Annotated in this window: 10 protein-coding genes and 1 pseudogene; 8 read left to right on the top strand and 3 right to left on the bottom strand. The window is 63.0% G+C overall.

The annotated features are described in order from the left end of the window. The first annotated feature begins 25 nt into the window (after window positions 1-25). The 6 genes from ACZYZF_RS09505 to ACZYZF_RS09530 all read left to right on the top strand — a co-directional run bounded on the left by ACZYZF_RS09505 (window position 26) and on the right by ACZYZF_RS09530 (window position 13,068). Window positions 26-3,091 (top strand): hypothetical protein, encoded by a 3,066-nt coding sequence (locus ACZYZF_RS09505; protein ID WP_463835439.1) that lies wholly within the window; start codon window positions 26-28, stop codon window positions 3,089-3,091. A gap of 404 nt (window positions 3,092-3,495) precedes the next feature. After that, window positions 3,496-9,843, top strand: a complete 6,348-nt coding sequence (locus tag ACZYZF_RS09510; RefSeq protein ID WP_463835440.1) for a DUF3320 domain-containing protein — start codon at window positions 3,496-3,498, stop codon at window positions 9,841-9,843. Next, window positions 9,840-10,202 carry a hypothetical protein gene (locus ACZYZF_RS09515; protein WP_463835441.1) on the top strand — a complete coding sequence of 121 codons (363 nt, stop codon included), beginning with the start codon at window positions 9,840-9,842 and terminating at the stop codon, window positions 10,200-10,202. The genes ACZYZF_RS09510 and ACZYZF_RS09515 overlap by 4 nt, the downstream gene beginning before the upstream one ends. A 106-nt stretch (window positions 10,203-10,308) precedes the next feature. Continuing rightward, window positions 10,309-11,352: a cell division protein ZapB gene (locus tag ACZYZF_RS09520; RefSeq protein WP_463835442.1), complete on the top strand. Its 1,044-nt coding sequence runs from the start codon at window positions 10,309-10,311 to the stop codon at window positions 11,350-11,352. Next, entirely contained in the window at window positions 11,349-12,530 is a 1,182-nt protein-coding gene (locus ACZYZF_RS09525; RefSeq protein ID WP_463835443.1) for a hypothetical protein, read from the top strand. The genes ACZYZF_RS09520 and ACZYZF_RS09525 overlap by 4 nt, the downstream gene beginning before the upstream one ends. A gap of 91 nt (window positions 12,531-12,621) precedes the next feature. Continuing rightward, window positions 12,622-13,068: a hypothetical protein gene (locus tag ACZYZF_RS09530; protein WP_463835444.1), complete on the top strand. Its 447-nt coding sequence runs from the start codon at window positions 12,622-12,624 to the stop codon at window positions 13,066-13,068. A 56-nt stretch (window positions 13,069-13,124) separates the two neighbouring features. Here ACZYZF_RS09530 and ACZYZF_RS09535 read toward each other — a convergent pair. The 3 genes and pseudogenes from ACZYZF_RS09535 to ACZYZF_RS09545 all read right to left on the bottom strand — a co-directional run. After that, a pseudogene (locus ACZYZF_RS09535) lies at window positions 13,125-13,286 on the bottom strand (HNH endonuclease); the annotation flags it as partial. 54 nt (window positions 13,287-13,340) lie between these two features. After that, window positions 13,341-13,676 (bottom strand): hypothetical protein, encoded by a 336-nt coding sequence (locus tag ACZYZF_RS09540; RefSeq protein ID WP_463835445.1) that lies wholly within the window; start codon window positions 13,674-13,676, stop codon window positions 13,341-13,343. Between the two features lie 23 nt (window positions 13,677-13,699). Next, the gene (locus ACZYZF_RS09545) at window positions 13,700-14,398 is read right to left on the bottom strand and encodes an endonuclease/exonuclease/phosphatase family protein (protein ID WP_463835447.1); all 699 of its coding nucleotides are present in this window, start codon (window positions 14,396-14,398) and stop codon (window positions 13,700-13,702) included. 150 nt (window positions 14,399-14,548) lie between these two features. Here ACZYZF_RS09545 and ACZYZF_RS09550 point away from each other — a divergent pair, with 150 nt between their 5' ends. Together ACZYZF_RS09550 and ACZYZF_RS09555 are read left to right on the top strand one after the other, a co-directional pair. Further along, entirely contained in the window at window positions 14,549-15,511 is a 963-nt protein-coding gene (locus ACZYZF_RS09550; protein WP_463835448.1) for a ribonuclease H family protein, read from the top strand. A gap of 26 nt (window positions 15,512-15,537) precedes the next feature. Further along, the gene (locus ACZYZF_RS09555) at window positions 15,538-16,047 is read left to right on the top strand and encodes a hypothetical protein (protein WP_463835450.1); all 510 of its coding nucleotides are present in this window, start codon (window positions 15,538-15,540) and stop codon (window positions 16,045-16,047) included. The last annotated feature ends 11 nt before the right edge of the window (window positions 16,048-16,058 follow it).

Genomic DNA, 16,058 nt, shown 5'->3' on the forward strand with positions numbered 1-16,058 from the left:
CGACAAACGTCAGAGCTGAGGATCAGTGACCATGCCCTCCACTTCGCTGCTCAGTCTCGTCATGGCATACCGCAAGGCGAAGGTGGACTTGTATTACTCGTCCGATCCGCGGCGGTTGGATCTGGTGGAGTACGAAGAGACGTTGAACGAGAATCTGAACGGCCTTCTCGAACGCGTAGAAGGTGATGATGAATCCTGGGTTACCGATCCGAAATTCGTTGGCGACTTTACGTTCTCGCCGAAGAAGCTTGACGATCCCGAGGTTGACGTCGCGTCATTCTGGTCATCCCCCGCAGAGTCGTGGCGGAAACTGACCGACCAAGCACCGAAGAGTCCGACTGCTGAGTTTCGACTCATGTCCCATTGCAGCATTGACTTCCATGTTTTCTCTACGCTATGGATGCTGGAGGTTGGGACATATCTAGATGCGCAACTGGAACCCAATGCGCTGGGCAACCGATTGCGTCGCAGCCCGAACGGAGGCCCGAACAAGCTCGGATCTGGCAGCTTTCTTCCGTATGAGCCGGCCTATCAAAGGTGGCGGGACCGCGGTCTGGATGCGATGACCTCTGCACTAGAGGAGGAGCGCGACGTTATCGCGCTGACCGCCGATGTCACGTCGTTCTACCATCAGTTAGATCCCGAATTCCTCCTGGATAGTACTTTTCTATCGGAAATCTTGGGAGTGCAGCTCGATTCTCGTCAGCGGAAATTGAATCGACTATTCGTGTCCGCGCTCCACGCTTGGTCTACCAATGTCGCAAGGACCATGGGATGGCGCGATCGGGGCCTGCCGGTTGGTTTGCCTGCTTCCGCCGTCGTGGCTAACTTGGCGCTAGCTGAACTTGACATGACCATTTTGAATGATGTCGAACCGCTGTACTTCGGTCGTTACGTCGACGATCTATTACTTGTGGTGGAGAACCCGGGCGGCGTTGACAATGATCAGGCCTTATGGCACTGGCTCATCGGCCGAAGTCGTAATCTCCTGACTCTTGAGCAACCTTCGCCCACCGCAGCGAACACGGAAGCAGTCAAGAGTGCCATCTATTTCACGCCGCGCTACCTACAGCGATCGGTCATTGCATTCGAGAATCGAAAGAATAAAACGTTTCATCTCCGAGGGCGCAGCGGATTTGCATTGATCGAGTCAATTCGATCAACAATCCGCGCCCGGAGTAGCGAGTGGCGGTCGGTTGCCAATGTCCCAAGTGAAGTCGATCAGATCGAGTCTGCAATGGCGCCCGCTCGTCGCACCGATGGTGACGCAGCCACAACCCTACGGGATGCCGATCGAATGTCCGCACGCAAACAAAGCTTCGCGGTTCTGCTACGCGATTTTGAGTCTTTTGAGCGGAACTTGCCGCCAACGGAGTGGATCAATGAGCGGCATGAATTCTTCAGGGTTGTCTGCGAGCATCTGCTTTCGCTCCCAACGTTCTTCGATTTGGCGGTATATCTGCCGCGGATCATTGCACTCGCGGCGTCGTCTGGTGACAGCCAGGTACTGCCGATGGTGTTTGAGTCACTCGCACGGCTACCGGATGAAGTAAAGGACACGTGCGTCATTTCGGTATCCGCGTACCTGTCACGTGATGAGGCGGGCAGCGTATCTTCGGGCCTTCGTGACCAAGTCGCTTCGCACGTCCTGCGGATTTGGGCGCGACAGCTGCTCAATCAAGCTCTCGAGAGCTTCATCAGCGGTTGGGCTGGTCCGATCAGTGCGGCGGACTTGCGAGCGATTCTCTTGCCCGTGCGCGGACAAGCTGCGGATTTCCTGCGGCCCCTGCCGGGCGTGGCGAGCTTGCGAACGTTGCATCGCAAGATGGTTCAGCGCGACCTTGGGCATCGCCCGTATCGTTGGTCGTTGCTAGATCTTCCGAAGGCGGACAACGTGCTGCCGGTCGCGTGCGTCGGATTGCCGCTCGATCCCACCGTGGCGGCCGGCTTGGAAATGCTTGTGGCGGCGTTGAGGCGACGCCCCGGCCGCCAGCGTAGAAGTCTCGCGGTGCCAGGCCGAACCAATGCCGGGCTTGCGTTTGCGACTCGGCCCCCGACAGCGATAGAGCTCCACGTTGCGCTGCCGGCGGATGGCCGGCGAGCTTACGGTGTGCCACCTGGAGAACTTATTAGCAGCATTTTGCACGCGACTCGCGGGACGTTCGGAAAGCCGGCTGCCACGGTTCGTACGCGGGCGGGGCGGCCAACCGTGATTCATGTACCAAAGAGTCGGGCAGATCGCCGCGTCCGAGTCGCGTTGACGATGCTGCACACTGATGAATCGAACGCGGCGTTGGCGGTCTACGGAACTCCGAATTTGTCGCTCGCGCGATTCAAACATATTCGAACTGTGTTGAATTCGGTTGTGACACATGCGGATCGCCCACACTATCTGCTCTTGCCTGAGCTCGCTATGCCAGCTTCCTGGTTCATCGAATTCGCCCGGGGGCTAAGGCGTTCTGGCATCAGCCTCGTTACTGGGATAGAGCATCAGCCTTGTGGACGGAGTCGTGTCACAAACCAAGTCTGGGCTGCACTCGAGCTAGACGGGTTTGGATTGCCGTTTTTCGTGTACAGACAGGACAAACAACGACCTGCTCGGCCCGAGATAGACAAGGTCCTCAAACCATTTGGTAAGTTGTTGAGTCCCGCGCAGAGGTGGCGACTACCTCCATTAATTGCCCACGGTGACTTCCGCTTTGCGCTTCTGATATGTAGTGAGCTGACGAACATCGAGTATCGTTCGCATCTTCGAGGCTCGATTGATGCCCTATTCATCCCGGAGTGGAACCGCGATCTTCATTCGTTCGAGGCACTCGTGGAGTCGTCGGCCCTCGATCTGCACTCGTACATTGCCCAAGCCAACACCCGCGGCTACGGCGACACCCGTCTCCGAGCACCTATGGACAAGGTATGGGAACGCGATGTGGTCCGACTCAAAGGTGGATCACACGACTATTTTGTGGTGGGTGAAATCGATTACGGCGCACTGCGTGACTTCCAATCGTCGGGTGGCGCAGCCCTCGATGATAATGAGAAGACGCTAAAGCCCCTGCCCGACGGGTTCCAGATCGACCCCGACCGGACGTGACGAACGTGCATTCCGAATCTGAACCCGCCTGCCTTGCATGAACGCCAGAATGCGCAGCACTAGCGTGGCTCGGTCAGCTGCGACTACGTCGTTGTCGTCACTTGTCGGTACCCCATGCCATCCTGATCAGCTCGCCACCCGCGGGCGTCTGAGCCTGACGGATGGAGACCCGATGACCGCCGACTGCTTGACCCATGTGTGCACCCCAGTCGGTGGTTGCATCGCCCCTGGTCGCTACGATCCTCGGCAAATTAACGTCGGCAAAGAACTCCGCCGGGTGGGTGCGTCGTGGTTCCATGTTTTGGCTGCTGCGTCGGGGTACCCGTCAGCGGCCTTCGATACCCGCGTGCGAAGTGCTTGCATTACGCAATACTCAATACGCGATGAAGGCAGAGGTGTAGGCCGTGAACTCCGTTGATCGTCACCAACTCGTCGGACAAACCCTGACCACACTGGCCGGCGGACTGTCACCGTTTGTCGCGCAAACCCTCAACCGTGTTCTGCCCCCCGGGACCGACTGGGTGGACTTGCTGCGTGCAAAGGATGCCGCCAACGGACGCCGTGGTGGCGAATACCAGAGCCGCGACCTGGCCCTGATGCTGCGCGCCATGACCGAACGCCTCGGCGACCTCGGGTACCCCTTCAACCGCGCCATGCCCCGCCAGGCCGAGATCTACGCCAAGGAGCTGCGCGAGGTCCGCAATACGTGGGCCCACACCGGCGAGTTCAGTGACGCGGAAACCTACCGCGCGATCGACTCGGCGGAGCTGCTGCTGCGCGCCATCGGCGCCACCGACGTCGCGGTCCGGGTCAACAAGCTCAAAGCGTCGATGGCACCCGTCGCTGCCACAACCGCACCGCAGCCGGAGCCGACGAAACAAGCGGTACCCACGCCGGAGCCGACTCCCGCGCCCGCGATCGACGCGCCGCGTATCGACATCTCCGCCATCTCGGACCTGAGCTACGCGATGGCCCACTGCCGCATCCCGGTGATCGACCACATCACCGTCGACAACACCGGTGGTGACCTCCAGGGCGCGGTCATCGAGGTCGACGTGGTCAGCGCCGAAGGCTCCCACGGCGGACCTGCCGAAATCCACCTCGACCTGCTGGCACACCAGCCCACAGTCCTGAATTCCGTTGACCTCAAACTGGACCCGGCATCGATGCTGCGGGTCGACGAGCAGCGCCCCGGTGACATCCGCGTCGTTCTGCGCGACAGCTCCGGTCAGGTCCTCGCCGACGCTGCCAAAGAGGTCAACATCCTGGCGGCCAACCAATGGAAGGCCACGCCGCCGCAACTTGCGCTGGAGATCCTGGCCGCCCATATTCAGCCCAACGCCGCCGCTATCGCCACCCTGATGGTCGATATCTCCGACCGGCTGCTCGCAGCCACCGGGAACTCCTCGATCGACGGCTACCAGAGCGAGAACCCCGAACGCGTCGACGCGATCGCCCAAGCGGTCTTCGACGCCATGAAGGCCCGCGACATCCGCTATGCCGAGCCGCCCGCGAGTTGGGGCGATATCGGGCAGAAGGTGCGCACCCCGGCCGAGGTCCTCGACGGGCGCCTGGGCACCTGCCTCGACACGACCCTGGTGATGGCGGCCGTCCTTGAACAGTGCGGCATCAACTCGACGATCTGGCTGATCCGCGGCCACGCCTTCGTCGGCTACTGGCGCATCGATGGTGCCCTCGGCACGGTCTCCACCACCGAGCCCGTCGAGGTCGTCAACCAGGTCGACCTCGGCAACATCGGGCTCGTCGAAACCACCATGATGACGCAGTCCGCGTCCGACGCCACATTCGACGATGCACGCCGTGCGCCACGCATCCGGCACCTCTCCGATGATCTGACGAACATCCTCGGCGTTACCGACGTGCGGCAGGCCCGGCGGGCTCGCATCTACCCACTGCCCAGCCGCAGTACCGATGCTGAGGGCAATGTCGTTGTGGCGCACTATGAACCGGGCGCAGGCCCGGTGATCGCGCCGTACGTGGCCAGCGAAACGAAACCGGCGCCGCAGGCTGAGCCCGTCCCCGCCCGCATCAGGCAGTGGAAGAACGCGCTGCTCGACCTCAGCTTGCGCAACAAGCTCATCAACTACACCGACCGCGCCGGCTACCGCCTCGAAGTTCCAGCCCCCGCGCTCAGCCGTTTCGAGGACGCCGTCAATGCCGGTGCCGGCTTCAGTCTGCTGGGATCCGACGAGGTGCAGAACGTCGATGTCGCCCGCGGTGTTCGCTTCGGGCGGGAGCTGCCCGAAGGTGAACGTGAAATCTTGCTCGCCGACAAACGCAGCGCCTACATCGACATCACCGCGGCGTCGTACAAGAACAAGCTGAGATACCTTGCCAACAAGGCGAAAACGATCCGTGAAGAGACTGGCGCCAACAATCTCTATCTCGCCTTCGGCATGCTCGACTGGAACCTCAACGACCGTCCGCTGCGGTCACCGCTGGTGCTGGTGCCGGTGACACTCAGCACCACCAACCGGGGTGAGCGCTATGTCCTCACCATGGACGACACCGGCGCCTCCACACCGAACTACTGCCTCGTCGAGAAGCTGCGCACCGCGCTCGGCCTGGAAATTCCCGGGCTCGCGCAGCCGAATGAAGATGCGTCAGGTATCGACCTGACCGGCGCGTTCGATGCCGTCCGCCGCGCGGTCGCCGAGGCGGGGCTCCCGTTCCGGGTCGAGGACAGTGTGCACCTGGCGATCCTGCAGTTCGCGAAGTTCCCGCTGTGGAAGGACCTGGACGAATCATGGAAGGGGTTGTCCCGCAACAGCTTGGTGCGCCACCTCATCGAAAACCCACAGAACCAGTTCACCGATCCGGTCGTGGACGCGGTTGACAGTGACCTCGATGAACTGAGCACTTCAGTGCCAGTGCCGGCCGATGCCTCTCAGCTGCGGGCCGTCGCCGACGCGGTCGGTGGCCGGACATTTGTCCTCGAAGGGCCTCCGGGAACCGGTAAGTCGCAGACCATTACCAATTTGCTCGCACATGCGATGGCGGCCGGACGTCGCGTGCTGTTCGTCGCCGAGAAGCGGGCAGCTCTGGACGTGGTGAAGAAGCGCCTGGAAAGCGTGGGCTTGGGGGAGCTGTCTCTGGACATCCACGACAAGTCTGCGCGACCCGCCGCGGTGCGGGCACAGATCAAGAACGCGTTGGAACTGCGGCTGAGCCATGACGCGGATCTGCTGCGTACCAATCTGCAGGTGGCCGAGTCGAGTCGGCACAGCCTGGCCCGCTACGCCAACCGGCTGCACGAGCGCAATGCCGTCGGGCAGTCCCTGTACACCGCACGCTCGTCCGAGCTCGCGGCTGACCAGGACGTCATCCCGCTTACCGTGCCGAGAAGCCTTGTCACCAACACTGATTCCACAGTTTTCGACGCGGCAGCGCAGGCGCTCCGCACGCTGCCGGAGAAGGTCGACGACGCGCGTCCCCGCACCGACCATCCCTGGGCGTTCATCGACGCCGTCCCGCAATCCGGCCTTGACGCCGCCCGCATCCACGCCGCCGCGGTAGCGTTTGACACCGCTCTCGCCGAACTCCAAGCCGGCGGGATCGCCCTGGATGCGATCGGCAAATGGCAGAACACGGACGCCATCGACACCTGGGCCCGGTTGACCAACGAGCCGCGGTACCCGCTGGCGGCGGTGGACAGCCTCAGTACCTCCGAGTGGCAGGCCCACGTCGCTGGGCTCGAACAGCTCCTCGCGAGTCTGCACCAACAACAGCCGGACTGGCTGGCCATCGCCACACCGGCAGCCATGGACCTCGACATTCTGGCCATTCATGCCGCGGCGGTGGCAGCCGACGAATCGGGCATCTTCGGCCGCAAGAAGCGGCGCCGCGCGGTCCTTGCACAGCTCACTGATGTTCTCGCGGTGGATCCGGCAGAGATCAAGCTCAAGTCGCTGTCAGCGCGGACCGCGGACATGCAGACCAGCCACACTGCCGTCGCTGATCTGCGGCAACGGGTTGCCGCACTGCCGGTGGTGTTGTTCGACCGCCCGTGGAACCCGTTCGTGGCCGACGATGTTGCGCATCTGACGACGAACTTCGCAGCCCTGCGACGCGTGGGCGAGGTGCTGTCCAAGAATCCGACGGCGCCGCACATTGCGGATCTGCGAAAGTTCTACAGCGACACCCAGACCGGGACGATGGCCCCGACGCTACAGGCGCTGTCGGCCGGATGGCGGCAGCTGACGGAAGCCACCGGCACCACACCAGCACAGCAGCAGAGCTGGGCCGGCGAAGGCTCCTTCATTGCCCAGTGGTGGGTGACTCGCGTTGCGCGAAGGTTGGAGACCCCGGCGACCATTGAGGCGTGGGTCGGGCTGCTCCAGCACGTCGAACCGCTGCTGCGTGCGGACATGGGTGAGGCGCGGAAGGCCATCCTCGCGGGCAATATCGTGGCCGAAGACGCCAGCCTCGCGTTCGACCGTGGTGTGGCTATCGCGTCCATCGCCGAACGGCTCGAGGCCAGCGGACTCAGCGACTTTGACGTGACCGCACACGGCAAGGCCATCCAACGGTTCACCACCAGCTCGTCGGCCATCCGTGAGGAGCTGCGCCGGTCCATACCCGCACAGTTGCTCGCCGGCCGCACGATTGATGTGTACACCGAGAGCGGCCAGATCGGGCTGCTGAAAAGGCAACTGGACCGCAAGCGTGGCGGCATGAGCGTGCGCAGTCTGATGGACAACTTCGGGGACCTGATCACCCAGATCCTTCCTTGCACATTGATGAGCCCGGATTCCGTAGCCCGCTTCTTCCCGGCCCAGCAAGACATCTTCGACATCGTCGTGTTCGATGAGGCGTCCCAGATCCGCGTCGCTGATGCCATCGGGGCGATGGGTCGCGCGAAGTCTGTTGTCGTCGTGGGGGATAGCAAGCAGATGCCGCCCACCAGCTTTGCCGATGCCAGTGTGTCCGTTGACGATGGTGAAGAGGATGTCACCCCTGAGGTCGTTGCCGATGAAGAGTCGATCCTCAGTGAATGTGTGCAAGCGCTGGTGCCGCAGCAGTGGTTGTCCTGGCATTACCGTAGTCAGGATGAGACGTTGATCGCGTTCAGCAACATCCATTACTACAACGGGCGGTTGGCCTCGTTCCCCGCACCGTTGGCGCCGGCCACCGGCCACGGCATCTCCCTCGTCCGGGTCGATGGACAGTTCGAGCGGTCCGGCCGCGGAAAGACGCTGCGCACCAACAGGGTCGAGGCCGATCGCATTCTGGCGGACATCCGCGGGCGGTTCGCCGCGTCGCCTGACGTCGCGCCGTCGATCGGTGTGATCACGTTCAACGCCCAGCAGCGTGATCTCATCGAGAACCTGCTGCGTGATACCGGGGACGACCGCCTGTTGCGGGCGCTTGACGAACCTGACGGACTGTTTGTCAAGAACCTCGAGAACGTCCAGGGCGATGAGCGCGACACCATCCTGTTCTCGATCGCCTTCAGCAAGAACGACAAGGGCGTCGTACCACTGAACTTCGGGCCGCTGTCCAGACCAGGTGGCGAACGCCGCCTCAACGTCGCCATCACCCGTGCGCGACGCGAAGTGGTTCTCTATGCGAGCTTCGATCCAGGGGACCTGCGTGCGGAGGAGACCACCCAGGTGGGTACGAAGCATTTGCGCGTGTACCTGGAGATGGCTCACCGAGGCGTGGAGACCATCACCCAGGGCGGACGGCGAAACGCCGTGATCGACCGGCACCGTGACGACATCGCCGAGGCGCTTCGCGGCGAGGGCTTCGTCGTCAGCGCGGATGTGGGGCTGTCCGACTTCCGCGTCGACCTCGTTGTCTCGGACCCGGATGAACCCGACCAGCCGCTGGTCGCGGTCCTGCTCGACGGTCTGGAGTGGTACGACCGCAGGACAGTGGCCGACCGTGACGGGCTGCCAGTCGACGTGCTGTCGACTCTTCTGCATTGGCCTGGTGTGGAACGGGTTTGGCTGCCCGAATGGCTGAGTCAGCGGGAAGCAACGATCACGCGCTTGCGGGATGCGGTGGCCGCGGCCAAGCAGCGTCGGCTGGAACCGCCGGTGGAGGTGGCGCCGGTGGTTGCGACGGGCCCCGCTCCGGTGCCGCAGATCCGCGAGGAGGTTTTCGCCTTCAGATCAGCACCTGCCGCGGTGTCGAAGCCTGAACCCGTCGCCCCGCGCCGGCATGTCAACATCGTGGACTTCAGCCCGTGGATGCCGATCGTTGTCGGCGACATCAGGGTGCTGGATGAGATCCACACCGCCTACAACGAGTCCAAGGTCTTGAAGGTCGTCGAGTCGATCATCGACACCGAGGGGCCGGTCCATCAGGACCGGCTGGCCAAGCTCGTGGCTGGCGCCTTCAGTCTCGGCAAGGTTGCCGAGTCCCGTCGGGTCGCTATCCGGCGAGTCGTGCCCGCCAGGTACCTGCGCCCGGGGGATCGAGATTTTTACTGGCCCAGCGGTATTGACCCGGTTACCTGGCGGACGGCACGTACGTCGAAGAAAGGCGACGGTCGGCAGATCGGCGAAGTCAGCTTGGTGGAGATCGGCAATGCCATGGCGATCGTGACCGAGCAGGCCGGCGGCATGGCCGTCGAAGATCTCAAGCGTGATGCGTTGGCGTTATTCGGCGGGGTTCGCATCACACAGGCCATCGGCGCCCGGCTGGATGAAGCGCTGGAACGGGCACTGGCCATCGGGACACTCAAGCAGCAGCCGTCCGGGATCGTCGTGGTCGGGTCTGCATGAGTGCAGCCCCGTTCGATGACGACCTCTTCGATCAGGTGTCGGAGGTAGCCGGTCCCGGCACGGTGATCTTGACGTTGTCCAGCAAGAAGCTCAACAGGATCATCGATGTGGACCGCGACGGTGTCCTCGTGGAAACCGAGCGTTCGTTGAGCCGTGGGTCTGGGCCGCAGCGCGTGCCAGCGTGGATGATCGCCGCGGCATGGGACAGATTGCGCGACAAAGGCGAATTGAGTCAGCAAGAGCTACTCAACGACCTGAATGTGAAGCGGTCGGCGTTCGTGTGCTCGCTGGTGGCGAAGTTTCCGAATGTCCGTATCCGTTCGACACGTCCGACTGTTCTGGAACTGACGTCGCGATGAACTCGACACCGGCCAGGTTCGCGCGGCGCTGAGCGAGGAAAAGCACTAGCCGTGTCATAGCAGCGGGCTATTGTCCACCTGCGCACATGAAGGGAGATCAACCGGTATGCACGATGCCGATGACTTGGCGGACCAGTTGACCCTGGATCCAGGCGAGCTGGTGACTTTGCACTCGTTGCGTTTGCAGATGATGCGCACCGACCTCTCTGAGGAACGTCGGGACGCTCGCAAAGAACGCAAGCAACTGGTATTGAACGAGTTTCATCGTTCATTTCTAGTGGCCGCACGAAGCGCGGGTGACAACGCGCCCTCCGATTCATTCGGCCCGGACATGACAGCTGAACGTGCTCGTGCCATCGACTCGCGATCACGCGGGATGATCCTGTTGATCGACCTGATGACCTTCAATCCCTGGTACCCGGCCGAGAAATGGGTGAGTGGGGCGCGTCAGGCGGGCCTGCAAACGGCTGTCCAGCAGCTTGCGGGCGTGTCGCAGGATGACTTCGAAGCGGCCACAGGGGAATTCGACGCGTTGATGCGTCAGCTGAAACGCAAGTCCATCAAGTGGGGGAAGGTCGCGGCAGTTTCGGTCGTCGGGCTTGGGCTGGGCGCAGTTACGGCAGGGTGGGCCGCCCCAGCTGTTGGGGGAGCAATCGGTGCAAGTCTAGGATTCTCTGGAGCCGCGGCGACGTCAGCTGGTCTGGCCATGCTGGGCGGTGGTTCGATCGCAGCCGGCGGTTTCGGCGTGTTCGGCGGCACGATTCTGCTGACGGGAGTCGGCAGTGTTTTCGCCGCGGGGGCAGCGGGAGCCACTGCCCGATTCAGCCGTGTCGGTTCAGCTGAAGTGGTTGCCGATGCCATAAAGCTTGACCTGCTGGCCAAGTTGGTTCTTGCCGATTCTCAGGACCGTGATCAGAAGCTCCGTCGGGTGGCAGAGGGTCTGCAGAGCCGTATCAACGACTTCTCCGACAGAATCAATCTCCTTAGCGAACGGATTGCTGCTCTGAAGGCCGAAAACAAGCGCCTCGGCGACGAGAACCGTGCGCTGAAAGATGAACTGTCGAGTCTGCGGGAAGTCCGATCCGACGCCGAGAAAGCCAAAGCGACGCTCGAGGTTGTTCGTGACCGGTTGCCGGCGTTTGTCGGATGACCGAAGACTTCGATCGCAATCTCGATACTCAACGCAGGCGGCTGGACGCGATGGACCGCGCCATCGCCAATGCGCTGTCTGACGACCCAGTCGCCTCAGCGCTTCCCGTTGCTCCGCCCTCGCAACCCTACCGAGACCTGACAGTTTTCAACGACGGCTTGCGGGAATCGAACTCCTGGATCGATGTCGATCTCGATGCGGCGCTGACCGCTGAGCAGGCAGAGGCACTCGCTGAATGGCGCAGTCGGCAACGGATCGAGTGGAGCACAGCGGACGTTGCCATGGTGGGCCTCGCGGGGGTCCTCGGGACGGCTTGCGTTTGGTTCGATGCTTCCATCGACAGAGCGGTCCGGAACCGCCTCCTTGCTCTGACGAAAACCAACGTCTTGCGCCGATTTGAGAAGGCAGGAAAGCGTCTACCGATCGACTACATGGGTGAGGGGTTTGGCGGTCGGGCCCATCGTGTCAAGTCTGCCGGCCACGATTTGGCCCGGCCGTTCGAAGCGCTGCGCCAGATCATGGACGGCGAGTTTCGAGGCGTCGGGTGGTCGGCTGGGCAGCGATCCAAAGTCAGTGCCAGCGGACGATTTGACGTCGTTGACACCTTCGAAGAGGCGCTGCTGCGGTGGCTTATGCATCTTGGAGCCGACGTGCTTACCCCGATGAGTCTCCCGATACCCGGATCATCCTTGCTATATGAGATGGACGACGAAGCGATCAGAAAGTTTGCCTTGCATGCGTACAAAGGATTGCGGAGCGGGGAGGGGCTAAACGTTCGGTCGGCCACTGTGGCGCCGGGAATGACGACTCTCACGACCGAGCTCGTGATTCGCACGCATGTGCACGTTGAGGCGTTTCGAACACGCGGGACTGCTGTCCTGAATCGTCGGGAAGAGCGAAAGCGGACAGAGTTACGGCTTGCGGCACATTCGTTGGTCGGCGCAGCCTCGATCGGGAAGGCGACCGCGAAAGGTCTTATTACTAAACATCCTTCGTCACTCAGGCATATTCATGTGCCGACGCTTCTGATAGGAGGCAGGACAGCGCTGCAAGTGGTGGCCGATGCCGCCGCGGCACGCCGATCCTCTGCGCCCGAATGGGATCAAATTCTGCTCGACGTCGCTGAACCGTGGCAGCTCGACCTCGCCCGCGAGATCGAAACGGCCTGGCCTTCCTGACTTTGGGCGGTCATGACGCATCGGCGAAATCAAGCGCCGCACTATTGGTACGCTCGGACTCCTGGGTACGTGCTGGTCAGGAGGATAGGAAATGCTGTCTGCGCGCGAGAAGGTTCTCGTGGAGGGCCAGCATGATTGGGTCAAACTCTGGGAGGTGCACCGGCATGTCGCGGAGGAAAATCCGTCCGAAAGCCGCGCTGAAATACAACCCAAGACACTCGAGTTGGTTCGTCTGCTGATAGGCGAAGGCGTAGCCGAGATCGGTGACTTGCAAGACCATGGCGCGCGTTTCGTCCCCTGGGACAGCTCGCTGCAAGAGTCGATCCAACGGATATTTGCCGAGTACGTTGACCGGTTCGATGATCGTGCGGGTTGGCCGTGGACGCTGTGGTTACGGGTTACTGATAAGGGCAAGGAGCTGGACAGGTCTTACGAGACCGACTACGCGCAGTGGCTAGAAGAACTTCGTCGACAGGGACGAGAAGGCGAAGCCTTGCCGGTCAGGATCGAGCCAGGCGGCGTAAGCGCTGAGGAATAGCTGCTGTCCGCAAGGTGATTCGCCTGCGTGCTTTTGCAAGAGCGTGCCGATCAAGTAGGGACCGTCAACGAATCAGACGGTTGCTCCGGCAGGTTCTCGATGCAGTGGTCGATGAGCGCCATGAGGGTGGCCAACTTGTACGTCGCCACCCGGGCGCCGGTCTCTAAGATCGCCACCACGCGCTGACCGAGCAGCAGGGGATCGATGGCGTCGGGCACGAAACCTTGTTACCACGATGCGGTCAGTCGGAGTGCTCGATACTGAGATCGACCCTAGCTCCACATCTGCGGCCGGCGGGGCCGTTGGTAGGCATCGTGAGATTCGAGGATGTGGCCGTATTCGTCTTCGGCCCACCACCGCTCGAACGTTCCGCCCCGCCGCGTGATCACCCGATGCAGCTGCACGAGAACGTATTCCTTGGTGCGGGCGACGGCTTCGTGCGGTGTCGCCCCGAGCGCGTACCCGTGCACCGCGAGGTCAACGGTCCCCATATCGGAGCTCATGTAGAACGTGACGGTCACGCGAACACAATGCGGGTCAGGCAGTTTCGAACCGCGGATGATGCTCAGCGGCCACCGGGTACGCGGCACGCATCTCTGATCGCTCATGGTCTCCTTCCGTTGGTTGGCTTTCAGTTGAACGAGGCCACGAGCGCCGAGTGATCGGTCTCGCCGGCCAGCCGCGGTGCGTGGTCGAATTCGCACGCCACGACACGCTCTGCGAACTCCGGCGCGGCGAAGATGTAGTCGAGGCGAAATCCGTTGTCGCCGGGGCGGCTGAGCCATGAGTACTCGCGGGTGGTCGGGTGCAGCGACCGCCACACGTCGGTGTATCCGGTGGCGATCAAGCGGCCGGGCATTTCCGGCCCGATGAACTTCGTCCCCTTGGGATCTTTGTCGAGATCGTTGTTGCCCGTGTTGAAGTCGCCGATGAGCAAGTCGACTCCGCTGCGGCGGGCTCGGTCGATCAACGCCTCCCAGTAGGGCAGTTTCGCGTGGGCCTGCGGCAGGTAGACGCCGCAGATGAGGGTCCCGTCGAACTCCGCGCACCACAGGTGCCGGCCGGGCAGATCCCGGGTGAACGGTGCCGCGCGGTCGATGGGGGTTCGGGATGCGATGAGCACGGTGTTCTGCTTCGGCTCGGCCATGGGATGCGTGGTCGTATATCCGGCGTGTTCGAGCTGGGCGACCAGAGTGGTGCCCGCCTCGTTGGCCCGGAACTCGGTCACGACGAGCAGGTCGGCGTCATAGCCGAGCAGTCGCGTGCTGAGTGCTGCACCGAACTTGCTGCCACCGTGGCGGATGTTCAGTGTCGCGATGCGGATCGTCATGCCGGAGTCCTCTCGCTCGGCATGGAATCTCCAGCGAGCCGATCAGTATGAAGAGGGGCACCGACAACTCGGTCGAGCCCGACTCGCGCACCGATGCACTGTCGGTGCCCACCCCTACTGTCTCCCCATCGAACCCGCGGGAGGCGAGACATGGTGGAGGTACCTCAGGCGCGCCCCAGGCGCGTCGACCTGGTGTTCGCGCGCCCGCGTCCGGCCGAGTCGATCGCGATCGCGGTCGCCGAGACGGCGTTCGGTTACCGGTATGCCGCGGTCGGGGAGTCCTGGTCGGGCTCAGGAGTGGTGGCGGCGCCCAATCCCGAGGTGGCGGTGCTCGATGCCATCGGCGTGGTCTGCGCCGGGCGCCAGGGGCTGGAGCGGTTGCGGTTCGTCGTGAACCTGACTTGTGGAAGCCCGCTGTGGCAGTACGCCGGGCAGATCTCCGAGGCGGCAGGCGACTGGTGGATCGAGCGTCCCGACCATGCCGATCGCTCATTGCTGGCCGCCGCGGTCGCATCCGTGCAGAACGCCTGCCCGGCACAGCCGGTACCGCTCCCATCGCCACGCGCGGTCGACGGCGGGCCCGTGACCGTGGCGACCGACGGCTCGGTGCGTCAACAGCACGCCGGGTTCGGCTGGCTCACCTCGTCCGGGGACTACGGGCTGGCCGGATATCGGTCGTCGTCCAAACGTGTCGGTACCGAACCGGTGCTCGTCGCCGAGCTGCGGGCGATCGGCGCCGCGGTGTCCGCGTTGCCACGCCATCACCTGGCGGTGTTGTCCGACAGTCAGCACGCCATCTCCATGGTGAACCGCTGGAAGCGTGGCCAGCCGGCCATGCCCGCGGATTACCCGGCAGAAGAGCCCGATCGCGAACACTGCCTGCACGCCGCCCGGCGCCGCATCTATCTCGAGCGCGACCGGATCGAAATACGCTGGGTGCCCGGGCATTCCGGCGTCCCGTTGAACGAGGGAGCCGATGCGCTGGCACGGTTGGGCTCTCGATACCGACGCGGCGACGCCGACCTCGATGACGCCGAGTACCACCGCCGCGCTGCGGGTATCGCGCAGGCGTTCGCCGCGGAGTTCTGTCGGGTGGCCAGTGTGCCGGCGTAGTGTGGTGCGCCCGGAGAGGGGGCGCTGTGCGCAGAGTCAACATCGGGCGTCTGGCCCTGGTTGCGGCACTCGTGCTCGTCGTCCTCATCGCCGGTGGCGCTGCCGCGGGCTGGTACCTCGGGAAAGTCGAGGATGACCGACTGCGGCAGATGAAGCCCTACCTGCCGGACAAGCAACAACGACGGGCCCAGGACCTCGTCGCCGCCTTGAACTCGCGAGACCCGAAGCAATTGCAGCTGCTGCGCAACACCAGCGCCGCGCCGGACGCGCCGGACAACCTGCAACTCGACCGCCTGATCGAGGCGGCATTTCCGCTTCCTGATTGCCGGTACGCCCTCGACTCGGTCCGCGATCGGGGTGAGCAGGGGACGATGGACATCTCGTGGGTTTCGTCCGACACCAGGACCTACCGCTACGACATGCTCCTCACCGAGAACTGCCCGGGCCGGACGCCACTGCACCGAGTGATCGCGGTGATCGCAGTGCCTTACATGGGCGGCTACTGGACCGACGCGTCGCTGCTCATCGAGCGGTAGGAGCCGGGGTG

The sequence above is a fragment of the Mycobacterium sp. IDUB_24 genome, from assembly GCF_055419385.1.